18 protein-coding genes and 2 pseudogenes are annotated in these 21,915 nt (G+C 71.4%); 9 read left to right on the forward strand and 11 right to left on the reverse strand.

Annotation, left to right across the window (positions count from 1 at the left end):
• Window positions 1-178 precede the first annotated feature (178 nt).
• Both ACZ5PB_RS22780 and ACZ5PB_RS22785 read left to right on the forward strand, forming a co-directional pair.
• The gene (locus tag ACZ5PB_RS22780; protein ID WP_468693538.1) at window positions 179-1,876 is read left to right on the forward strand and encodes an ABC transporter ATP-binding protein; all 1,698 of its coding nucleotides are present in this window, start codon (window positions 179-181) and stop codon (window positions 1,874-1,876) included.
• Window positions 1,873-3,753, forward strand: coding sequence for an ABC transporter ATP-binding protein (locus ACZ5PB_RS22785; protein ID WP_468693539.1), 1,881 nt, complete (start codon window positions 1,873-1,875; stop codon window positions 3,751-3,753). The genes ACZ5PB_RS22780 and ACZ5PB_RS22785 overlap by 4 nt, the downstream gene beginning before the upstream one ends.
• 92 nt (window positions 3,754-3,845) lie before the next feature.
• On the opposite strand, the gene ACZ5PB_RS22790 is transcribed toward ACZ5PB_RS22785, so the two are convergent.
• Window positions 3,846-4,898, reverse strand: a complete 1,053-nt coding sequence (locus ACZ5PB_RS22790) for an iron-siderophore ABC transporter substrate-binding protein (protein ID WP_468693540.1) — start codon at window positions 4,896-4,898, stop codon at window positions 3,846-3,848.
• A gap of 248 nt (window positions 4,899-5,146) precedes the next feature.
• Here ACZ5PB_RS22790 and ACZ5PB_RS22795 point away from each other — a divergent pair, with 248 nt between their 5' ends.
• On the forward strand, window positions 5,147-5,428 hold the full coding sequence (locus ACZ5PB_RS22795) for a peptidylprolyl isomerase (RefSeq protein ID WP_468693541.1): 282 nt from the start codon (window positions 5,147-5,149) through the stop codon (window positions 5,426-5,428).
• An 80-nt stretch (window positions 5,429-5,508) separates the two neighbouring features.
• Here ACZ5PB_RS22795 and ACZ5PB_RS22800 read toward each other — a convergent pair whose 3' ends face one another.
• The gene (locus ACZ5PB_RS22800) at window positions 5,509-6,447 is read right to left on the reverse strand and encodes a LysR family transcriptional regulator (RefSeq protein WP_468693542.1); all 939 of its coding nucleotides are present in this window, start codon (window positions 6,445-6,447) and stop codon (window positions 5,509-5,511) included.
• 95 nt (window positions 6,448-6,542) lie between these two features.
• Here ACZ5PB_RS22800 and ACZ5PB_RS22805 point away from each other — a divergent pair, with 95 nt between their 5' ends.
• Entirely contained in the window at window positions 6,543-7,310 is a 768-nt protein-coding gene (locus tag ACZ5PB_RS22805) for a DUF6585 family protein (protein ID WP_468693543.1), read from the forward strand.
• Window positions 7,311-7,341: 31 nt separating this feature from the next.
• A complete protein-coding gene (locus tag ACZ5PB_RS22810) occupies window positions 7,342-8,205 on the forward strand; it encodes a phosphotransferase (protein ID WP_468693544.1) in 864 nt (287 codons plus the stop codon).
• Between the two features lie 25 nt (window positions 8,206-8,230).
• On the opposite strand, the gene ACZ5PB_RS22815 is transcribed toward ACZ5PB_RS22810, so the two are convergent.
• From ACZ5PB_RS22815 to ACZ5PB_RS22835, 5 genes are all read right to left on the reverse strand, one after another.
• Window positions 8,231-8,875 (reverse strand): dihydrofolate reductase family protein, encoded by a 645-nt coding sequence (locus ACZ5PB_RS22815; protein ID WP_468693545.1) that lies wholly within the window; start codon window positions 8,873-8,875, stop codon window positions 8,231-8,233.
• A gap of 127 nt (window positions 8,876-9,002) precedes the next feature.
• Window positions 9,003-9,728, reverse strand: coding sequence for a respiratory nitrate reductase subunit gamma (gene narI / locus ACZ5PB_RS22820; protein ID WP_468693603.1), 726 nt, complete (start codon window positions 9,726-9,728; stop codon window positions 9,003-9,005).
• A complete protein-coding gene (gene narJ, locus ACZ5PB_RS22825; protein WP_468693546.1) occupies window positions 9,728-10,438 on the reverse strand; it encodes a nitrate reductase molybdenum cofactor assembly chaperone in 711 nt (236 codons plus the stop codon). Before narJ ends, narI begins: the two co-directional genes overlap by 1 nt.
• Window positions 10,435-11,967, reverse strand: a complete 1,533-nt coding sequence (gene narH, locus ACZ5PB_RS22830) for a nitrate reductase subunit beta (RefSeq protein ID WP_468693547.1) — start codon at window positions 11,965-11,967, stop codon at window positions 10,435-10,437. The genes narJ and narH overlap by 4 nt, the downstream gene beginning before the upstream one ends.
• Before the next feature lies 1 nt (window position 11,968).
• Entirely contained in the window at window positions 11,969-15,610 is a 3,642-nt protein-coding gene (locus tag ACZ5PB_RS22835) for a nitrate reductase subunit alpha (protein WP_468693548.1), read from the reverse strand.
• Between the two features lie 235 nt (window positions 15,611-15,845).
• Between ACZ5PB_RS22835 and ACZ5PB_RS22840 the strand changes: the two genes are divergently transcribed.
• The 3 genes from ACZ5PB_RS22840 (at window position 15,846) to ACZ5PB_RS22850 (ending at window position 19,102) form a co-directional block, all read left to right on the forward strand.
• Window positions 15,846-17,225, forward strand: a complete 1,380-nt coding sequence (locus ACZ5PB_RS22840; RefSeq protein ID WP_468693549.1) for a molybdopterin molybdotransferase MoeA — start codon at window positions 15,846-15,848, stop codon at window positions 17,223-17,225.
• Window positions 17,222-17,974, forward strand: a complete 753-nt coding sequence (locus ACZ5PB_RS22845; RefSeq protein WP_468693550.1) for a YwiC-like family protein — start codon at window positions 17,222-17,224, stop codon at window positions 17,972-17,974. The genes ACZ5PB_RS22840 and ACZ5PB_RS22845 overlap by 4 nt, the downstream gene beginning before the upstream one ends.
• 93 nt (window positions 17,975-18,067) lie before the next feature.
• The gene (locus ACZ5PB_RS22850) at window positions 18,068-19,102 is read left to right on the forward strand and encodes an agmatine deiminase family protein (protein ID WP_468693551.1); all 1,035 of its coding nucleotides are present in this window, start codon (window positions 18,068-18,070) and stop codon (window positions 19,100-19,102) included.
• Between the two features lie 69 nt (window positions 19,103-19,171).
• Here ACZ5PB_RS22850 and ACZ5PB_RS22855 read toward each other — a convergent pair whose 3' ends face one another.
• From ACZ5PB_RS22855 to ACZ5PB_RS22870, 4 genes and pseudogenes are all read right to left on the reverse strand, one after another.
• Complete coding sequence (locus ACZ5PB_RS22855; protein ID WP_468693552.1) at window positions 19,172-20,122, reverse strand: isopenicillin N synthase family dioxygenase; 951 nt, start codon at window positions 20,120-20,122, stop codon at window positions 19,172-19,174.
• Between the two features lie 51 nt (window positions 20,123-20,173).
• Window positions 20,174-20,584 (reverse strand): hypothetical protein, encoded by a 411-nt coding sequence (locus ACZ5PB_RS22860; RefSeq protein WP_468693553.1) that lies wholly within the window; start codon window positions 20,582-20,584, stop codon window positions 20,174-20,176.
• Between the two features lie 136 nt (window positions 20,585-20,720).
• Window positions 20,721-21,317 (reverse strand): hypothetical protein, encoded by a 597-nt coding sequence (locus ACZ5PB_RS22865; RefSeq protein WP_468693554.1) that lies wholly within the window; start codon window positions 21,315-21,317, stop codon window positions 20,721-20,723.
• Window positions 21,318-21,357: 40 nt separating this feature from the next.
• Window positions 21,358-21,708, reverse strand: a pseudogene (locus tag ACZ5PB_RS22870) (SAM-dependent methyltransferase); the annotation flags it as partial.
• Here ACZ5PB_RS22870 and ACZ5PB_RS22875 point away from each other — a divergent pair.
• A pseudogene (locus tag ACZ5PB_RS22875) lies at window positions 21,670-21,849 on the forward strand (hypothetical protein); the annotation flags it as partial. The pseudogenes ACZ5PB_RS22870 and ACZ5PB_RS22875 sit on opposite strands and share 39 nt — an antisense overlap.
• Window positions 21,850-21,915: the final 66 nt, after the last annotated feature.

Genomic DNA, 21,915 nt, shown 5'->3' on the forward strand with positions numbered 1-21,915 from the left:
GGGCGGCGGTTCATGGGTACGGCAGGGTCGGTACGGCATGGCCGGCCGCGCCGGACCGGCCTCCAACTTAGGTGAGGCTAACCGAGCCTTCCTGACTGGTCAACGCGCGAAGTTCCGCCAGGTTAGCCTTGCCTCACTTACCCCGTACTCACCCCGCCCCTTGCCGTGGAGGCCTCGCATGCCCGCCGGAGAACCATCGGGGAGACGCGTCCTGCGCGACGTGCTCCGCGACCAACGTCGCCGCATCGTCGGCGCATCGGCCCTGGCCATGACGCACCAGGGCTGCGAGGCGATGGTGCCCGTCGTGATCGGGCTGGTGATCGACGAGGCCGTGGCGACCGGTTCGTCCGGCGCCCTGCTGCGCTGGCTGCTGGTGCTCGCCGCGCTCTTCTTCGTCCTGTCCACGTGCTACCGCACGTCCGCCCGGATCACCGAGGCGGCGTCCGAGCACGCCGCGCACCGCGTCCGGCTCGACCTCGGCGCCCGAATACTCGACCCGCGCGGCGGGGTGGACGCGGGAAGGCTGCCCGGTGTGCTGACCGCCGTCGCGACCGGTGACGCGCAGCGGGTGGGCAAGGTCGCCTCGGCGCTGCCGTACGCGATGTCGGCGCTCGCCGGACTGGTCATCAGCGCGGTGGCGCTGCTGCGGGTGTCGGTGCCGCTGGGGCTGCTCGTACTCCTGGGCGTACCACCGCTGTTGTGGATCGGGCATCTGATCAGCCGTCCGCTGGAGCGGCGCAGCGAGGCGGAGCAGGAGCACGCCGCGCACGCGTCCGGTGTCGCCGCCGACCTCGTCTCCGGGCTGCGCGTCCTGAAGGGGATCGGCGCCGAGCAGGCGGCGGTGTCCCGCTACCGGGTGACCAGCCGGGATTCCCTGGCGGCCGCCCTGCGCGCCGCCCGCAGCCGGGCCTGGCACGACGGCGCGATCCTCTCCCTCACGGGTGTCTTCATCGTGGTGATCGCCCTGGTCGGCGCCCATCTGGCGATACGGGGCACGATCAGCGTGGGTGAACTGGTGGCGGCCGTCGGCCTCGCGCAGTACCTCCTCGGCCCGTTCCAGATGCTCACGTACGTCAATGGCGAACTCGCCCAGGGCCGCGCCTCGGCAGCCCGGGTCGCCGAGGTGCTCGGCTCGCCGTACGCCGTCGGCGCGGGAACGGTGCCGCTCCCCCGCCGGATCGCCGGACGGCTGCGCCTGCGCGCGGTCACGCACGGGGCGCTGCGCGGTGTCGATCTCGACATCGCGCCCGGCAGCCTGGTGGGCGTGGTCGCCCGGGACCCGGCCGCCGCACGCGATCTGCTGCTGTGCCTGGGCCGTGAGCTCGACCCCGCCGAGGGGTCCGTCGAGCTGGACGGCGTACCGCTGAGCGAGCTCGATCCGGAGGGTTCGCGCCGGGCGGTCCTGGTCGCGCATCACGATGCCGACCTGTTCGAGGCGAGCCTGCTGGACAACGTACGGGCGTCGACGGACCGGAGCGCGTCGGACATCGGTCCCGCGCTGGCCGCCGCGACGGCGGACGAGGTGGCCGAGGCGCTGCCCGACGGGGTGGACACCGTACTCACCGAGCGCGGGCGGTCGCTGTCCGGCGGGCAGCGCCAGCGGGTGGCGCTGGCCCGTGCACTGGCCGCCGACCCGGCGGTGCTCGTGGTGCACGACCCGACCACCGCAGTCGACACGGTCACCGAGTCGCGGATCGCGGACCGGCTGCGGGAGCTGCGCCAAGGGCGCACCACCCTCCTGGTCACCACCAGCCCCGCCCTGCTCGCCGGTACCGACCGGGTGGTGCTGCTCGACGGCGGCACCGTCTCGGCGGAGGGCGGCCATACGGAACTGGTCGCCGACCACGCGGCCTACCGGTCGGCGGTGCTGGCATGAGCGCGCCCGAGCGGAAGCTCGCCCCGGAGCGGGAACTCGCCCCCGGGCGGGAGCTGCTGCCCACCGCCACCCCCGCCGAGACCCTCGCCGCCGTGCGCGCGCTGCTGCGCGACCACCGTCCGCTGGCCGTCGGCGCGATGAGCGTGCTGGTGCTCGGTACGGCCATCGGGCTGCTGACCGCGCCGCTGCTCGGCCGGATCGTCGACCTGGTCGTCGACGGGGCCGGTGCCGGGGCGCTGACGGTGCCGATGGTGCTGCTGCTGGTCGTGGCGGTGGCCCGGGGGGTCGCGACCGCGATCGGCACGTCCCTGACCGCCAGGCTCGGCGAGACCGTGCTCGCCTCGCTGCGCGAGCGGTTCATCGCGCGGGCGCTGCGGCTGCCGCTGGAGCGGGTGGAGCAGGCGGGTTCGGGTGACCTGACCTCGCGGGTGACCGGCGACGTCACGCTGATCGCGAAGGCGGTGCGGCAGGCCCTGCCGCAGTTCACCGTGGCCGCGCTGACCATCATGCTGACGCTGGCCGGGTTCGCCGTGCTGGACTGGCGGTTCCTGCTCGCCGTGCTGGTGGCGGTGCCGGTGCACATCCTGACGGTGCGGTGGTACATGCCGCGTGCGGCGACCGTGTACGCGGAGCACCGGGTGGCGACGGGTGCGTTGCAGCACCAGTTGCTCGACAGCATCGGCGGGGTGCGCACGGTACGTGCGTTCCGGCTCAAGGACCGGCACGAGGAGCTGCTCAAGCGGCGCTCGCAGGCGGCCGTCGACCTGGACGCGCGCGGGACCCGGCTGGTCTCCGGCTTCTTCTCGCGGCTGAACATCGCCGAGTTCATCGGTCTGACCTGCGTCCTGCTCACCGGGTTCTTCCTCGTCGACAGCGGTTCGGTGAGCATCGGTACGGCGACGGCCGCGGCGCTCTACTTCCACGGCCTGTTCAACCCGATCAACGCCGCGCTCTTCCTCATCGACGACGCGCAGTCCGCCGGGGCGAGCCTGGCCCGCCTGGTCGGCGTGTCGGACCTGCCGGCCGAGCGGGAGCCCGCGGAGCAGGACGGGGGCGACACGGACGACACGGGCGACACGGGCGACGGGGAGGCGGTGCCGGTGGCGGACGGCTCGGTCGAGGTCTCGGCGCTCGGTCATTCCTACGTCCCCGGGCACCCGGTCCTGCACGAGGTGGACCTGGTGGTGCGGGACGGCGAGCGGGTGGCCCTGGTCGGTGCGAGCGGCGCCGGGAAGACCACCCTGGCCAAGCTGATCGCGGGCGTGCACGAGCCGTCCGGCGGCACGATCGCGCTCGGCGGGATCGACGTACGGGAGCTGGGCCCGGCCGGTGTCCGGCGGGCGGTGACGCTCATCAGCCAGGAGGTCCACGTCTTCGCGGGACCGCTGGCCGAGGACCTGCGGCTGGCCAGGCCCGGTGCGGCCGACGCGGAACTGCGTACGGCGCTCGGGAAGGTCGGCGCCCTGGAGTGGGTGGAGGCGCTGCCCGACGGCCTGGCCACGGTGGTCGGCGAGGGCGGGCACCGGCTCACGGTGACCCAGGCCCAGCAGCTGGCCCTGGCCCGTCTCGTACTGACGGACCCGAGGATCGCGATCCTCGACGAGGCGACCGCCGACGCGGGAAGTGCCGGTGCCCGGGTGCTGGAGACGGCCGCGATGCGCGCGCTGGAGGGCCGTACGGGCCTGATGGTGGCGCACCGCCTGCCGCAGGCCGCAGCCGCCGACCGGGTCGTCGTCCTCGACGGCGGCCGGGTCGTCGAGACGGGTACGCACGAGGAACTGATCGCCGCGGGAGGCCGCTACGCGGACCTCTGGGCGGCGTGGTCCGACAGCCGGGAACAGCCGGCGACGGTGGAGCGGGCGTCGGCGGAAGGCTGAGAGACGCCCCCGCACGCACGCACGCATCGACGGCGTGCCGGAAGACCCGGCACGCCGTCGACCACCGCTCAATGACTCACTTGCCGCACTTGCTACTTGACCGCTTTCAGCAGCGGGCCGATCTGCTCGATGGCGTACGGGATCGAGAGGACCGTGTTGAAGGAGAACGCCGCCCCGACGTCCGGGTCCTGGTACGGCACGAACAGGTCGCGCTTCTCCTGCTGGACCTTCAGCTTCTTGTAGAGCGGCTCGGCCTTGATCCGGTCGTTGGCCTCGGTGCTTGAGGTGACCCAGACGAGCCGGTCGGTGTCGAGCACATCGAGCTTCTCGGCGCTGAGTTCGGCGACGTTCCAGCCCGGCTTGGCCAGTTTGTCGACCTCGGGCTTCAGTTTGAATCCGAGCTGGCTGAAGAAGATCGACTTGGGGTCGGTCTTCGTGAACGCCGAGTACTTGCCCGCCTCGAAGCTGTCGGCGACGGCCAGGGTCTTCGTGGCGAACTCGGGGTGTTTGGCGCGGGCGTCCTTGAACGCGGTGTCGATGCCGGTGATCAGCTTCTCGGTCTCGGCGTTCTTGCCGAGCGACTTGCCGATCTGCCGGGTCATCACCTGCCACGGCGCCGCGTAGTCGGCATGCTCCTTGGGCTGCGCGACGACCTTGGTGAACTTCGAGAGCGTGTCGTACTGCTCCTTCTTCATCCCCGAGTACTGGGCGATGACCAGGTCCGGCTGGAGGGCCGCGATCTTCTCCATGTTGTACTCGTCGCGCTCGCCGACGATCTCGGGCTTTGCCGAGCCCCACTTGTCCTTCGCCCACGGCCACTTGCCGTACGGCTTCTCCTTGAACCAGTCCACCGCGCCCACCGGCTTGATGCCGAGCGCCAGCACCGCGTCCTGGTCGGACAGGCCGAGAGTGACGATCCTCTTCGGCTCGGCGTCGATCGTCGTGGTGCCGTACTTGTGCGTGACGGTCACCGGGAACGCCGCCGCGTTCGCACCCGTCCCTGCGGACGGCCCGGACTCCGGCTTCGCCGCCCGGTCGGTACCGCCGCCGCAGGCGGACAGCACGAGTGCGGCGAGGGCGGCGACCGCCACCCGGGGGACATTTCTACGGGTCCTCGTCAGCGCGGGGCGAGTACCAGGGGACACGGCCGTTCCTTTCACAGGGCCGGGGTCGCGTACGAGGACGGCTCCCCGGAAGCCCCATTCCGGCCAAAATTTAGGCAAGGCTAACCTGACTTGCAATCACTGTCGACGGGACAGAACGAGCGGACCGTGTCCTACTGGGGCGAACGGGGCCGAGAACGAGCCACCTTGGCCGGTCGGCCGTGCCCCGTTGATCGCCCGTGAGATTCTGGGGCGGCAAACCGAAAAGCACTCGAAAGGACATGACGATCATGGCTAGGGCCACCGCGCGCCACATCCTGGTAGACAGCGAAGCAAAGGCTGCCGACCTGAAGCAGCAGATCGAGAACGGCGCGGACTTCGCCGACCTCGCCAAGCAGTACTCCTCGTGCCCGTCGGCGGCCAACGGCGGCGCCCTGGGCGAGTTCGGCCCGGGCCAGATGGTCCCCGAGTTCGACCAGGTCGTCTTCTCCGCGCCCGTCGGCGTGGTGCAGGGCCCGGTCAAGACCCAGTTCGGCGCGCACCTCGTGGAAGTCACCAGCCGCCAGGACTGACACTGACGTCCGCTGGATCGGGGGTCGCGCCGCGCAGGCACGGCCCCCGTTCCACGTACGGGCACCTCGACGCCCGTGCCTCAGCGGCCCGCTCCCCCGGCGGCCCCGTGGAGGTGCTCGGCGAGGCGGAGGGCTGCGGGCAGCGGGGTGGCGGGCAGCGCGATGTGGACGGTGCGGCGCGGGGCGAGGTCCCCGATGCGGCAGCAGACCAGGTCGGCGGGGACCGCCCAGGCGGCCAGCGAGGGCACCAGGGCGACGCCCAGGCCGGCGGCCACGTAGCCGAACTTCCCCGCCCACTCGGCGATCCTGACGATCTTCCTGGGCCGGAAGCCCGCCCGTGCACAGACCTCGGTGAGCATCATCGGGCGGTCCAGCGGCGCGTCCTGGAGCCAGGCCTCGTCGCGCAATGCGTACAGGTCGACGGTTCCGGATCCGGCCAGCGGATGGTCACGGGGCAGCGCCACCAGGATCTCGTCCTCCAGCAGCACGTGCGTCGTCACTCCGTCGACGGACGGCAGGCCCGACGGATAGTCACTGACCACCGCGAGGTCGAGCGCACCGTCCCCGAGGCGCCGCATCAGGGCGCCGGTGCGGCCCTCGACGGTGATGATCTCGATGTCCGCTGCGGCGGTGCTGCTCTCGCCACTGGGCACGGTCCGCAGCAACTCCCGTAACGCCGTGGGCACCAGGGAGATGTTGGCGGTGGCGAAGGCGCCGACGCGGAGCGTTCCGCCGAGGCCCGCGTGGATCGTCGCGAGCTCCTGGTCGGCCCGCGCCAGCCGGTCGAGCACGTCCACCGCGTGACGGTACAGCGCGTGGCCCGCCGGGCTGAGCCGTACGCCCCGGGGCAGCCGCTCGAACAGCGGGCCGCCCGCGCGCTGTTCCAGGGAGGCCATCCGCCGGGACACCGCGGACTGCGTGTAGTTGAGCCGGTCGGCCGCCCTGGTGAACGAACCGGTGTCCGCCACCGTCACCAGCAGCCGCAGTGCGTCGATCTCGTACACATTCCCCCCGTGCATGGCTGCGATGCAATCTACTCGCTGGTCGAATGCCTTGCCCCGCCCTAGCGTCGAACCATGCTTCCGCAGACGCGAGTTGAGAAGGGGCGGGCCTCATGAGCGCGCACACCAAGTCCGCCGTTCCCGGCAGGCCCGTACCGCCGGGACCCTTACCCACCGAGGCCGCCGACCTCGCCGCCCGCCATCAACTCGGCGCGCTCCAGGCCTCGTACGCACCCCAACGGCTGGGCGGCGGGCTCGTCGCCCTCTATGTCTTCACCCTCGTCACCCTGTTGGGACTCCTCGTGGTGCCCGGCCTGGCCTACTACTGGTGGCTGCGCAGGTACCCGAACTTCAACCGGAAGCAGGCCGCCAAGCGGCTCCACCTGTTCGAGCACGGGATGATCGTGCACACCCAGTCCGGCCGCGCCGACCCGGTCGTCGCCCGCTGGGACTCGGTGCGGCTCTACCAGGAGATCACCCAGGTGATCATCAACGGGATCCCGGCGCCCACCAAGTACGTCTTCACCCTCGTCCCCTCGGGCGGGGTCAGCACGCGGATCACCGAGTTCTACGAGGCGCCCGGGACCTGGGGCCCGCAGTTGCAGGAAGCGATCGCCCGCGCCCAGTGCGTACCGCTGCTGGAATCGGTCAGGGGCGGCCGGAGCGTGGACTTCAGCGCGCTGACGGTGTCCGCGAGCGGGCTGACCGGCACGGCACAGGGTTCCCTCGGCTGGGCCGACGTGGAGGAGATCGCCGTCAGGGGAGGCAGGATGTACGTGAACAAGCGCGGCGAGCCCCGGCCCTGGGCGAACGTGGCGGCCGTGGAGGTCGCGAACCTCCAGCTCTTCCTGACCCTCGCCGGGAACCTCACCACCCGCTGAACGCAGATCGAAGAACGAAGAACGCAGAACGATGGAGGGCACAGTGCGGCAGCCGGAACTTCGCCGGGCGATCGACGCGGGCCGGGAGGTCGCCTCGGAGCTCGGCCACCGGGTCGACGACGTGATCGTCATCCATGACTCGGACCGCGTCGCGCTGCGCCTGCTCCCCTGTGACGTACTGGCCCGCGTCGCACCGCTGGGGGACCTGGCCGGTTCCGAGTTCGAGGTGGAGGTCGCCCGGCGGCTCACCGACGCCGGTGCCCCGGTGGGCGAGCTCGACCCTCGGGCCAGAGCCCGGGTCTTCTCGCGCGGGGGCTTCGCCGTCTCGCTCTGGACCTACTACGCACCCGTGGTCCCGGAGATCGCCCCGGCCGACTACGCCGAGGTGTTCCTGCGCCACCACGCCGCCCTGCGCCGGACCGACCTGCCCGGCCTGACCGACCTGGTCGCACCGCACTTCACCGATCGCGTCGACCGGGCACTCGACGTGGTGACCGACCGGGAGCAGTCCCCCGAACTGCCCACTGTGGAACGGGAGTTCCTCGGCGGCACCCTCCGCGAACTGGGCACCGCGATCGACCGGGCCAGCGCGGGCCGTCAGCAGTTGCTCCACGGCGAACCGCATCCGGGAAACCTCCTCGGCACCCGGCGAGGCCCGCTCTTCGTGGACCTCGCCACCTGCTGCCGGGGTCCGGTCGAGTTCGACCTCGCCCACGCACCCGAGGAAGTGGGCAAGCACTACCCGGGGGCCGACCACGACCTGATCCGCCGGTGCCGCGCCCTGAACTGGGCGCTGTTCTCGGCCTGGCGCTGGCGTCGGGACGACGGGATGCCCGACCGGGACCGCTTGCGGGCGGAGGGGCTCCGCCTGGTGCGTGCCGCACTCGACGGCTGAGGCACCGGCAGCCGCCCCACTCCCCTCAGCGGTCGTTGCCCACTCCCCGGTCGGGTGCGCTCATGTCGCCCGTTCCCGGCGTGCCCTTGGCCAGGCCGTAGCGCAGGTGCACGGTGCCCTTGGGGCTGGCCTCCGGCGGTGCGAGGAGGGTGATGTTCGCGGGGACGGCGCCGCCGTCGAAGAGCTTCTTGCCGACGCCGAGCACGATCGGGTGCACCCAGAGGTCGAGGCGGTCGAAGAGCCTCTCGCGCAACAGGGTCTGGACCAGGTTCAGGCTTCCGACGACCTTGATGTTCTCGTGCCGTTCCCGGATCTCCCGCACCGATTCGACCAGGTCGGGGCCGAGCAGGGTGGATCCCGCCCAGGCGAGGTCGGGCTTGCCCCGGGAGGCCACGTACTTCGGGATGCTGTTGAAGAGGGTGGCGATCTCGTTGTCCGGGCCGCCCTTCTGGTGCGGCCAGTGGGCGGCGAAGATGTCGTACGTACGCCGGCCGAGGAGGAGGGCGTCGGTGCCCTCGTACGCGGCGCTGATCTGCGCGCCGGCGACCTCGTCCATCAGGGGCGCCTGCCAGCCGCCGAACGGGAACCCCGCCGGGTCCTCCTCGGGGCCGCCGGGCGCCTGCCCGACCAGGTCGAGGGTGGTGAACTGTTCGATGTGGATGAGGCCCATGCCGTGCTCCCGGTGAGTGGGTGATGAGTGCGTTCGGTCCGTCCATGGGTAGACCTGGCGGAGCCGTCTTACTCATCGCTGCGGGGGCGGCGTCTCTCGTACGCCGTCCCCGCCCCGCACGCCGTCCTCAGCGCGTACGCTCCCACCCCCTGCGCTCCGGGCGCTGCGCGGGCACCTTCGGGTCCCGGCTGCGGTAGACCACGTACGGCCTGAAGACGTACTTCACCGGGGCGCTGAACATGTGCACCAGCCGCGAGTACGGGATCAGCGCGAAGAGCGTGAAGCCGAAGAGGATGTGCAGCTTGAAGGCGAGGGGCGCGCTCGACATGAGGGTGTAGTCGGGCGAGAAGGTGAACAGGGAGCGGAACCACGGGGAGATGCCCTCGCGGTAGTTGTAACCGTCCGTCGCGCCGGTCGAGTTGAGGGCTGTGGCGAGCAGGCCGAGGACGATCGCGCCGAGCAGGAAGGTGTACATCAGGTGGTCGCTGCGCAGGGTCGCGCGGCGCACTGCCGGGACCTTGAGGCGGCGGTGGACCAGGAGGCCGATGCCGACCGCCGCCGCCGCGCCCGCTATCGCGCCCGTACCGACCGCCATCAGGTGGTACGTGTGGTCGCTGATGCCGACCGCGTCGGTCCAGCTCTGCGGGATGAGGAGGCCGACGACGTGGCCGAGGACCACGAAGAGCATGCCGAAGTGGAAGAGCGGGGATCCGATGCGCAGCAGCTTGGACTCGTGGAGCTGGGAGGAGTGCGAGGTCCAGCCGAACTGGTCGTAGCGGCCGCGCCAGATGGTGCCCGCGATGAGCAGGGCGATCGAGACGTAGGGCAGGACGCCCCACAGGAGGAGGTCCATCATGCCGACGGCCTTTCGGACGGGGTGCGGGTGCCGACGGTCGGCCAGGGCGGGTCGATGCCGGGCCCGAAGGGCTCCAGCAGGGGCTCCAGTGGGGAGCCGATGCCGACGAGTTCCTGTGGCGGGCCCTTGCGGGCCATCGCCTTGGCCTCCTCCCTGGTCTGCGGGGAGGGGCCGGGGAGCGTGGTGCAGAGGGCTTCGAGTACGGCGCTGTACGGGGTGTCGGCCGCCGTGACGGCGAGCCGCAGCAACTCCAGGCCGACCCGGTGCTCCTCCAGAAGGGCGGTACCCGCTTCGGGGTGGCGGGCGGCGAAGTCGAGGGCGACGGGGAGGAAGTCGGGGAGTTCCTCGTCGGCGTACTCCAGGCCGTGTTCCCGGTAGAGCTGTTTGACGCGTACGAGGGAGAGGCCGCGCCGCCTGGTGTCGCCGTCGGCCCACCAAGTGAGGTACAGGCAGCGCCGGTTGCGGGTGTCGAAGGTGGAGGTGTAGTGCGCGCCCAGGTCCAGGGGTTCGGTGGCGGCGACGTGGTCGAGGAAGCCGCCGAGGAGGGCGGCGGCCTCCGGTCCTGCGTCGGCGAGGGCCTCGCGCAGCTGCGGCAGGTCGCCGTACAGCCGGGAGTCGGGGTACTCCAGGCAGCGTCCGGCGATCAGCCGGGTCACGGAGTCGGGGTCGAAGTCGACGGTGGCGGTGGCGGTGGTGACGGCGGTCATGCGCTCCTCCGGGTGGGTCCGAGGTTGAGCATCACGCGGGCGGGGGCTGCCGCGCCCAGGTCGGCGACCGGGCAGCCCTCTTCCTCCAGGGGGTGCGCGTCGGCGAGTGCGTCGGCGTCCGCGCGGGCGGCGCTCGGCACCACGAAGCGGTCCTCCAGCTTGGCGATGGCCAGCAGGCGGAACATGTCCTCCATCTCCTCGCCGGTCAGGCCGACCGCGCGGGCTATGGACTCGTCGCGCTCCTCGCCGAGGTTGACGCGCCGCATGTAGGCGCGCATCGCCGCCATCCTGTGCAGGACCGCGTCCACGACCCCCGTGTCACCCGCGGCGAGGACCTCGGCGAGGTACTCGACGGGGATGCGCATCGCGTCGATCGCGCCGAACAGGTTGCCCGCGTCCTCGCCGTCGCTGCCGGTGGCGGCGACCGCCTCGACGACCGGGGACAGCGGCGGCACGTACCAGACCATCGGCATGGTGCGGTACTCCGGGTGGAGGGGCAGGGCGACCTGGTACGTGGCGATGAGGTCGTACACCGGGGAGCGGCGGGCGGCGTCGAGCCACTCCTCGGTGATGCCGCTCGCGCGGGCGGCGGCCCGGACCGCGGGGTCGTGCGGGTCGAGGAAGCACTCCAACTGGCTTGGGTAGAGGTCCTGTTCGTCCTCGACCGCCGCCGCTTCGGCGACCCTGTCGGCGTCGTACAGCATGACGCCCAGGTAGCGCATGCGGCCCACGCAGGTCTCGGAGCAGACGGTCGGCATGCCGACCTCGATGCGCGGGAAGCAGAAGGTGCACTTCTCGGCCTTGCCGGTGTGGTGGTTGAAGTAGACCTTCTTGTACGGGCACGAGCTGACGCACATCCGCCAGCCCCGGCACCGGTCCTGGTCGACCAGCACGATGCCGTCCTCGGCGCGCTTGTACATCGCGCCGGATGGGCAGGACGAGACGCAGGCCGGGTTGAGGCAGTGCTCGCAGATGCGCGGCAGGTAGAACATGAACGACTGCTCGAACTCGAACCTGATCCTCTCGCCGACCTCGTCGCGGATCTTCTCCACGATCGGGTCGCGGGGGCCGTGCTCGACCGCGCCGCCGAGGTTGTCGTCCCAGTTGGGGCCCCATTCGATCTTGTCGATGGGGGCACCGGTGACGGTGTTCACCGGGCGGGCGGTGGGCAGGTCGTCGCCCGCCGGGGCCTCGGTGAGGTTCTTGTACTCGTACGTCCAGGGCTGGTAGTAGTCCGCCATCTCCGGGAGTTCGGGGTTGGCGAAGAGGTTGCCGAGGCGCCTGAGGCGGCTGCCGGAGCGCAGGCGGAGCTTGCCGGAGCGGGTGCGTTCCCAGCCGCCCTTCCACTTCTCCTGGTCCTCCCAGCGGCGGGGGTAGCCCTGGCCCGGGAGGGTCTCGACGTTGTTGAACCAGACGTACTCGGTGCCCTGCCGGTTGGTCCATGCCTGCTTGCAGGTGACGGAGCAGGTGTGGCAGCCGATGCACTTGTCGAGGTTCATGACCATCGCGATCTGGGCCATGACGCGCATGTCAGTACTCCACGTTCTGGCTGCGGCGGCGGATCACGGTGACCTCGTCGCGCTGGTTGCCGGTCGGACCGAGGTAGTTGAAGGCCCAGGTCAACTGGGCGTAACCGCCGACGAGATGGGTGGGCTTGAGCATCACGCGGGTGAGCGAGTTGTGGATGCCGCCGCGCCGGCCGGTCTTCTCGGTGCGCGGGACGCCGACGGTGCGCTCCTGGGCGTGGTTCATGTAGACGGTGCCGGGCGGCATCTTGTGGGAGACGATCGCGCGGGCGGTGATGACGCCGTTGCGGTTGACCGCCTCGATCCAGTCGTTGTCGGCGACGCCGATGGACTCGGCGTCCTGCGGGGACATCCACACCGTCTGGCCGCCGCGGCCGAGCGCCATCATGTAGTGGTTGTCCTGGTACATGGAGTGGATGGCCCACTTGTTGTGCGGGGTGAGGTAGCGGACGGCGACGGTCTTCTCCTCGACGCGGCCGAGCTCGGGTTCCCCGTACAGGCGGTGCATGTTGAGCGGCGGCTTGTAGACGGGGAGTGCCTCGCCGACCTCGTGCAGCCAGTCGTGGTCGATGAAGAAGTGCTGACGGCCCGTCAGGGTGTGCCAGGGCTTGAGGTGTTCGGTGTTGACGGTGAACGCGGTGTAGCGGCGTCCGCCGGACTCGCTGCCGGACCACTCGGGCGAGGTGATGACGGGGACGGGGCGGGCCTGGGTGTCGGCGAAGGTGACGCGTTTGCCCTCGGCCTCGGCGGCCAGGTGGGCCATCTCGGTGCCGACCTTCTTCTCCAGGGTCTTGAAGCCCTGTACGGCGAGGCGGCCGTTGGAGGTGCCGGAGAGGGAGAGGATCGCCTCGCAGGCGCGTGCGGCGGTGTCCAGGCGGGGGCGTCCGTCGGCGATTCCGCCGCGTACGGTGCCGTTCTTCGCGCCGAGGTAGTCGACCTCCTCGCCGACGTCGAAGGTGATGGCCTTGGTGGTGACGCCGAGCTTGTCGACCAGCGGGCCCAGTGCGGCGAACTTCGCGCCGATGGCGCCGTAGTCGCGTTCCACCACGGCGAGGTTGTACATGGTGCGTCCGGGCACCGGCTCGCACTCGCCCTTGGACCAGTCGAGGGCGACGCCGCCGGGCTGGGCCATCTCGCCGCCGGGGGTGTCGTGCTGGAGGGCGGTGGCCACCAGGTCCCTGCGTACGCCCAGGTGTTCGGCGGCCAGTTCGCTGAAGCGGCGGGCGAGGCCGTGGAAGGCGTCGTAGTCGGAGCGGGTCTGCCAGGGCGGGTCGACGGCCGGGGTGAAGGCGTGCAGGAAGGGGTGCATGTCCGTGGAGGACAGGTCGTGCTTCTCGTACCAGGTGGCGGCCGGGAGGACGACGTCGGACAGCAGCGTCGTGGACGTCATCCGGAAGTCCATGGTCGTGAGCAGGTCCAGCTTGCCCTCGACGTCCGCCTCGTGCCAGGTCACGTCGCGCGGCTCGCAGCGCGGGCCGTCGTCGGGGAGGTTGTGGTGGGTGCCCAGGAGGTGTTTGAGGAAGTACTCGTTGCCCTTGGAGCTGGAGCCCAGGAGGTTGGCCCGCCACACGTTGAGGACGCGCGGCCAGTTCTGCGGGGCGTCGGGGTCCTCGCCCGCGAAGCCGAGGGTGCCCGCCTTGAGTTCGTCGACGGCCGCCTTGACGGGGTCGTCGGCGGCGCCGAGTTCGAGGGGGTTGCGGTCGAAGGTGGGGTAGGAGGGCATCCAGCCCATCCGGGCGGACGCGGCCAGGCAGTCGGCGCCCGACATGCCGTCGAAGGTGCCTTCCGCGAGGGGCGAGGCGAGGGCCTCGGCGGGCAGGGTGTCGTACCGCCACTGGTCGGTGTGCAGGTAGAACCAGCCCGCGCCGATCATGTGGCGGGGCGGGCGCGCCCAGTCGGAGGCACTGGCGAGGGTGGCCCAGCCGGTGACCGGGCGGCACTTCTCCTGGCCGACGTAGTGGCCCCAGCCGCCGCCGTTGCGGCCCTGGCAGCCGGTGAGGGTGAGCAGGGCGAGGAAGGCGCGGTAGATGGTCTCGGAGTGGAACCAGTGGTTGGTGCCCGCGCCCATCAGGATCATGCAGCGGCCCTGCGACTTCTCGGCGGTCTCCCCGAACTCCCTTGCCACGCGCGCCGCTTGGGCCGCCGGTACGGAGGTGAGGGTCTCCTGCCAGGCCGGGGTGCCGGGCTGCGAGGCGTCGTCGTACGAGGTGGGCCACTCCCCCGGGAGTCCGTCGCGGCCGACTCCGTACTGCGCGAGCATCAGGTCGTAGACGGTGGTGACGAGGTGCCCGCCGACGCGGCGGACCGGGACTCCGCGCCGTACGGTGCCGGGCTCGTCCTCCTCGAAGCGGGGCAGCACGATCTCCGCCGACTCCTCGCCGTGGAGAGTGAGGCGGGGCACGGTGTCGCCGAGGTCGAGGTTCCACTCGGGGGTCTCGTTCTTGCCCCAGCGGTGGCCGAGGGTGCCGTGCGGGACGACGGGCTCGCCGGTCGCGTCGTCGACGAGGACGGTCTTCCACCGGGCGTTCTCGGTGTCCTGCCCGAGGTCGGCCGCATTGAGGAACTTGTGCGGCACGAGGCCCTTTTCGGTTTCGCGCAGGGTGACCAGGAAGGGCAGGTCGGTGTACTGGCGTACGTAATCCCGGAAGAAGGGGGTTTCGCGGTCGACGAAGAATTCCTTGAGGATGACGTGGCCCATGGCGAGGGCGAGCGCACCGTCCGTGCCGGGGTGCGGGTGCATCCATTCGTCGGCGAATTTGGTGTTGTCCGCGAAATCCGGGGAAACGGTGACGACCTTCTGGCCCCGATAACGGGCCTCGGCCATCCAGTGCGCGTCCGGGGTGCGGGTGACGGGGACGTTGGAGCCCCACATCATCAGGTACGCGGCGTCCCACCAGTCGCCCGACTCGGGGACGTCGGTCTGGTCGCCGAAGACCTGCGGGGAGGCCACCGGAAGGTCGGCGTACCAGTCGTAGAAGGACAGCATCGGCGCGCCGATGAGCGAGTGGAAGCGGGCGCCGGCCGCGTGCGAGGCCATCGACATCGCGGGGATCGGGGAGAACCCGGCGACCCGGTCGGGACCGTGCTCCTTGATGGTGTGCACGTGTGCGGCGGCGGCGATCTCCAGGGCCTCGTCCCAGCTCGCCCTGACCAGTCCGCCCTTGCCCCTGGCCTGCTGGTACGTACGCCTGCGGGCCGGGTCGCGCTGGATGTCGGCCCAGGCCAGGACGGGGTCCTTCAGCCGCTGCCTGGCCTCGCGGTACATCGAGAGCAGGGTGCCGCGCACATAGGGGTGGCGGACCCGGGTGGGCGAGTAGCTGTACCAGGAGAAGGAGGCGCCGCGCGGGCAGCCGCGCGGTTCGTACTCGGGGCGGTCGGGTCCGACGGAGGGGTAGTCGGTGGCCTGGGTCTCCCAGGTGATGATCCCGTCCTTGACGTAGACCTTCCAGCGGCACGAGCCGGTGCAGTTCACGCCGTGCGTGGAGTTCACGACCTTGTCGTGGCTCCAGCGGTCCCGGTAGAACGCCTCGCCCTCCCGTCCGCCGGTGCGGTGCACGGACCGCAGGTCGTCGGACACTTCGGCCTTGGTGAAATACCGTCCGGCCTTGAGCAGCGCTTCCGCCGCGCCGCCCTGGTTCTGCCGCAACTTGACCCCTCCGGGAAAGAGAACTCCGGCCCTGGCGCTCCGACATGTCCGCCGATGCGTTTACGGGCCCATCCCGACCCTATGACCGCTTTCGCGCCGCACCCGGGGACTTTGGTCCCGCCGGACAGTGACCTAATTCCACAATTCCGCTCCGCGAGGGGTGACATGGTGGAATTCGCAAACAAAGTGCTTGCGTAATAAGGCCTTTTGGCCCGAAGGGCGGTCGATCTCTCCCATGCACACCTGGGCGCACGCGCACTCGGTCGCCGCCTCCGCCGTGAGGCCGCTGATGGCCGAACGGCTGCCACTGACCGAAGCCACCGGCCGGGCACTGACCATGCCGCTCGCCTCCCTCACCGACCTGCCCGCTTTCGACACCTCGGCGATGGACGGCTGGGCCGTCTGCGGACCGGGCCCCTGGCGGGTAAGGGGCCGGGTGCTCGCGGGCGGTACGGGCGGGCCGCTGGACCGGGGCGAGGCGGTGACCATCGCGACGGGGGCGCCGGTGCCGGAGGGGGCGGGGCTGGTGCTGCGGAGCGAGGAGGGGGAGGTGGTGGGGGGTGTGCTGAGCGCCCGGGTCGGCAACGGTGGCGTGCTGGGGGCCGGTGCTGCCGGTGGCGTGCTGGGGGCCGGTACCGCCGGTGGCGTGCTGAGTGCCGGTGCTGCCGGTGGCGTGCTGGAGGCCGGTGCCGCCGACGGGGTGCTGGGTGCCGGTGCCGCCGTTTCCTTCCTCGGGCGGGACATCCGCCGGCGTGGTCAGGAGTGCCGGGCGGGTGACGCCCTGTTCCCGGCCGGTACGCCCGTCACGCCCGCCGTCGTAGGGCTCGCGGCGGCCTGCGGGCACGACACCCTCACCGTGACCGCCCGCCCCCGCGCCGACCTGCTGGTCCTCGGTGACGAACTCCTCGACCGGGGCCTTCCCGGGCGCGGCCGGGTCCGCGACGCGCTGGGTCCGCTGCTCGTGCCGTGGCTGGACGCGCTCGGCGTGCGGGTGCCCGCCCCCCGGCGGGTGCCGGACGACCTCGACGCGCTGCGCACCGCGCTGGCCGCCTCGACGGCGGACGTGGTGCTCACCACGGGCGGCTCGGCCCGGGGCCCGGTCGACCACGTGCGCCGCGCCCTGGAGTCGCTAGGTGCGCGGCTGCTGGTCGACAGCGTCGCCGTACGCCCCGGTCATCCGATGCTCCTGGCGGTGCTGCCGGACGGCCGTCCGGTGGTCGGCCTGCCTGGCAACCCCCTGGCGGCGGTCGCCGCGACGGCCACCCTCGCCGTCCCGCTGCTGCGCACCCTCGCCGGGCTGCCGCCCGCTCCCCCGGTCGGCCTTCCGGCGGGGGTACGGCTGCCGGGGCGCGCCCCGTCCACGTCCCTGCTGCCGGTCGGGATACGGGAGGAGCCCGGGGAGGTGCGTGAGGTGCACCCGCTGGACTTCCACGGGCCCGCCATGCTGCGCGGTCTCGCCGCCTGTGCCGCGCTGGCGGTCGTACCGCCGGAGGGAGTGGAGCCGGGTGCGCCGGTCCGGCTGCTGCCGAGGCCGGGGGACGTGGCGGCACCGGGCGAGGCCCTGCCCCGTACCGCGGCCAACGCAGTCCCCGCGTCGCACGGGATCGCGGCGTGAGCGTGAGCAGGCGTACGAAGTGGGTGCCCGACCAGCACGGCGCGTGGGCCATGCTCACCGTGCCGTACGCCGTGGGCACCTTCCTCGGCTCGCCGACCTGGCTGCACCTGCCGCTGTTCGTGTGCTGGCTGCTGGCGTACACGACGGCCTTCCACCTCCAGCAGTACGTCCGGCTGCGCCGGCTGTCGCGCAATCCGCGCGCCGCCGGGCGGCACGTGAAACCGCTGCTGGTCTTCGGCGCGGCGCTCGCCGTGCTGGGCGTTGTGCTGCTGGTGGTGCGGCCGTGGCTGCTGGTCGCGGTGGCGGGCGCGCTGCCGTTCTTCGCCGTCAACACCCTGTACGCGCTGCGCAATCGGGAGCGGAGCCTGGTGAACGGCCTGGTGGCGGTGGTCCCGGCGTGCGCCGTGCTGCTGGTCGCGCTGCGGCTGGGCGGCGGGCCGGTGGCGGAGGGGCTGGTCCCGTTCGCCCTGTGCCTCCTCTACTTCGCAGGCACTGTCCTGTACGTGAAGTCGATGATCCGGGAGCGGAACAACCCCCGCTATCTGTACGGCTCGGTCGGCTACCACGCGGTGGCGCTGGTGGGCGCGGTGCTGCTGCTCCCGGTGTCGTCGGTGCTGTTCGCCTGCTGTCTGCTGCGGGCGGCGCTGCTGCCGGGGCGGGGGCTGCGGGTGCGGACGGTGGGGCTGGTCGAACTCGGCTGTTCGGCGGCCCTGTTGGCGCTGCTGACCTTGGGGACCGGCTACGGCTGATCTTCTTCGTGGCCGCCCTGCCGCTGTCCTTGCCGGGACGGGGCGGGGGGAACACGTACATTCTGTGCCACCTGCTCAGTCTTGGAGTCCCCCATGTCCCACTCCCCCCGCCGTCCCGCCCTCCGCATGGGTGCCGAATGGGAGAGCCACGCCCGTACGTTCATGTCCTGGCCGGCCCTCCAGAGCGTCTGGGAGGAGGACCTTCCGTACGTACGGGAGGACATCGCGCGCATCGCCCGTGCCGTCGCCGAGTACGAGTACGTGGTGATGCTGGCGCGCCCCGACCAGGTGGCCGCCGCCCAGCGGGCCTGCGGCAAGCAGGTCGAGGTCGTTCCGCTGATGGTCGACGACCTGTGGGCCAGGGACACCGTGCCCGTCTTCGTCGAGCAGGACGGCAAGGTCATCGGCGTCGACTTCCACTTCAACGGCTGGGGCGACAAGCAGCAGCACGAGAACGACGCCGAGGTCGGCCGTACCCTGCTCGCCGAGTACAGGGTCCCGCGCGTCGAGTCGAAGCTGGTGGCCGAGGGCGGCTCCTTCGAGACGGACGGCAAGGGCACCCTGCTCGTCACCGAGAGCTCGCTCGTCAACGACAACCGCAACCCCGGGATGAGCCGCGACCGGATCGAGGCGCAGCTCAAGGACGACCTGGGCGTCACAATGGTGATCTGGCTGAAGGGGGTGCGCGGGGAGGACATCACCGACGCGCACGTCGACAGCCTCGTACGCTTCACCGAGTCCGGTGTCGTCCTGCTCGACCGGGCGTTCCCCGGGACCCCGCCGGACTCCTGGTCGCGCTCCTCCGACCAGGCGCACTCGCTGCTGTCCCGGGCTACGGACGCCCAGGGCAAGCGGATCGAGCTGGTGGAGCTCCCGCAGCCCGACCCGGACCGCATCAGGGGCGAGGGCGACGACTTCGTGTCGACGTACGCCAACTTCTACGTCGCCAACGGCTCGGTCTTCGTGCCGGAGTTCGGCGACCGCAAGTCCGACGACAGGGCGCGCGGGATCCTGCGCGAGCACTTCCCCGAGCGGGACGTGGTGATGGTGTCCATCGACACCATCGCGTCGGGCGGCGGCGGCATCCACTGCGCCACGCACGAGGAGCCGGGCAAGCCCGTCGAGTGACCGGGAGCATCGTGGCGCTGGGCCTGATCGCGTCGGTGGTCGTCGGCATCAGGGCGGAGGCACCCCGCCTCAGTCCGCCGTGATGGCGTCCAGCTGGGCGCGCAGATAGGTGTGCGAGTCGGTGCCCCGTACGTCGGTGCCCGGGTCGCACTCGTAGAAGTAGACGAGCGAGACCAGTTCCTCGGCCGGGGCGTCGGAGGGCGGGGGCAGCACCCGGTGGCGGCCGGAGCGCCAGTGGCCGTCGGTCCAGCGGGACATCAGGTCGCCGATGTTGATGGTGAAGGCGCCGGGGACGTACGGGGCGTCCTGCCAGCCGTGTTCGTCGGTGAAGACCTGGAGGCCGCCCTTTCCGGCCTGCCGGTCCAGGATGGTGACCGTGCCGAAGTCGGTGTGCGGGCCGATGCGGAACTGGCCGGGGGCGGGCTCGCCGACGGTTCGTGTTCCCGGGTACCAGTTGATGTTGAAGCCCCAGGTGGGGTGGGTGGTGTGGCGGGTGAAGTGGTGCTCGTCGTGGGTGAGGAGTTCACCGAGGAGTCCGAGGAGTTCGTCGGCCAGGGCACGCATTTCGCGCAGATGGCGTTCGGTGAGGGCGCGCAGGGCGGGGGTTTCGGCCGGCCAGACGTTGGGGCGGAACCACTCGGCGTCCACCGCCGGGTCGCCGGTCGGTTCGTCGGCGGCGAAGGAGAGCGACTCCTTCAGGTCCGGCGGGGTCGGGGTGCCCTCCGCGTAACCGTTGGCCTCGGCCCCCGGGCCCAGCCAGCCGCGCCCGCCGACCTTGGCGGTGTACGCCTGCTTGACGGCTGGGGGCAGGTGGAAGAACTCCTTGGCGACGGACCGGATTTCGGCGCGCAGGGCGGCTTCCAGGCCGTGTCCCACGACGAGGAGGAATCCGGCCGTGTGCAGGGCGTGGTCGACGGCGGCGGCGATCTCCTGTCGTCCTTGGGAGGTGCCGCTGCGCCAGGTGCGCAGGTCGACCACGGGGAGGGTGGCGGGAGGGCGGGGGGCGGTGTGGTCGGGCATGGGGCATCCGTACCCGTGGGCTCGGCCGGACAGTCGTGGCGGCACGGCAGGTCAGTCGTGCGGCCGTTGACCCCCGCCGCGGTGTACGGCGACCGCGTCGAAGAGGGTCCAGCCGTCGAGTTCGGCGGGGGTGGGCGCATCGGGGTGCCATCCCTGGGCGAGGGCGGCTTCGAGGAGGGCGCGGGTGGTGCCCGGTTCGTGGAGGTTGATGGTTTTACCCGGCCCGATTCCGACGCCGACGGCACCCGAGGGCATGAGATACCCGTCCGGTACGAGGCGGTCGGGCGCGTCCCGAAAGACCACACGGAGACGCCCCCGGCCACCTTCCTGACGGACGGTGAGGATCTCGCGGCAGTCCTCGTAGCGGCCAGCGTCCGGCGTGTGGTGGGTATGGCTCACCGACCACAGGTAGGTGGTACCGCCGACGGCGAGGCGCCGGGCCTTCTTCTCGTTGCGGGGCACGTGGGGATGGTAGGGCGTGTCCTGTGCACAAGGGCCCCCGGGGTGTCGTACGAATCCCTGCACCCCGTCGCTGAGGCGGCGCATGCCGAACGTCCGAAGCCGCTGCTCTCGTGGTGCGGCACTCCCCGCACACCTCCTAGTTCCGTGCGGGGAGCCCGAGTCTCGCCCGCTCGGCGTCGTAGAGGCGTGTGTGCACGTCCTCCGGGGCGCGGTCGACGACCACTTCTTCGAGGTCCTCCCAAGCCGCGACGGGAATGGTCACGTCCAGCCGTGCGAGCTCTGCGGCCACCTCCGCGAACAGGTCCTCGTCGTCGAAGGCGATGTCGTACAGGCAGGCTTCGGAGAAGGTGCTCCCGCCCAGTTGCGAGTACGTCATTTCCGTGTCGACCTTGATGACCGGCGGCGGGCGGTGGTCCGCGGGCTGCTCCGGGTCCTGCCAGTACCCGTAGAAGTCGCCGTCCTCGTGCTGCGCCACGGCCATCAGGTGCTGGGCCATCTGTGCGGAGGCCGCGCAGTTGGCCATGATGTCGGGATCGGCGCGCTCCTCCTCGCTGAGATAGCTGGTGTCCGTGAGCGGGTGCGGGGCGTCGGGTTCCAGGAGGGTGATGCCGAAGCGTTCGAGGGGGTGGCCGCGCCCGTCCCACTGCGCGGTCGCCAGGAGGCGCACGTCTTCCGGCACGGGGCGTCCGCCCAGCCGTTGCCTGGAGAACTCCGCCAGCCGTTCTTCGAACACGGGTAATTCCTCTCGCTGTCCAGCGGCTACGCCTCCCAGACTAGGACGCGCCTCTGACACTCCCCCCGTCCTCGGATTCGGGCCCTCGGCGTACGGCCGTCGTCGCCAGGGTCGTGAGGTTCAGCGTGAAGTGGCCGCCCAGGGTCTCGATGGCGGCGCCCACCTCGCCCAGGATCTCGGCCAGTCGGCCGGGGCTGAGCCGGGTGAGGCCGCCGGTGGTGGGGAGCAGGGCGAGCCACTGGTCGCGCGTGTAGTGGTGGTCCTGGTCGAAGCGCCACTGTTCGGGGGCGGCGAACCGTCCCGTTGCGCGGATGGCGTCGGCGACCTTCGCGTACTGCTCCTGGTAGAGGGAGAGCGGGCGTCGGGACGGCTGGCCGCCGACGCCGACATCGACTCGCTCACCCTCTCGCTCGTCGGGGGCGGACACCTCCTGTTCGCGGACCGGGACCCGGGGCCGCCGGCCAACGCCGCCGTCGCCAGATTCGTCAATGCGGCCATCGCCGACGCCGTGATGATGTGTGGTGACAGGTGAGGCGTGCGTGCTCGGGGAGGATCCGGGGCGCGCACGTACGCACGTGGACTCTCGTTTCTCATGGAG

Source organism: Streptomyces sp. NPDC032721 (assembly GCF_055579625.1).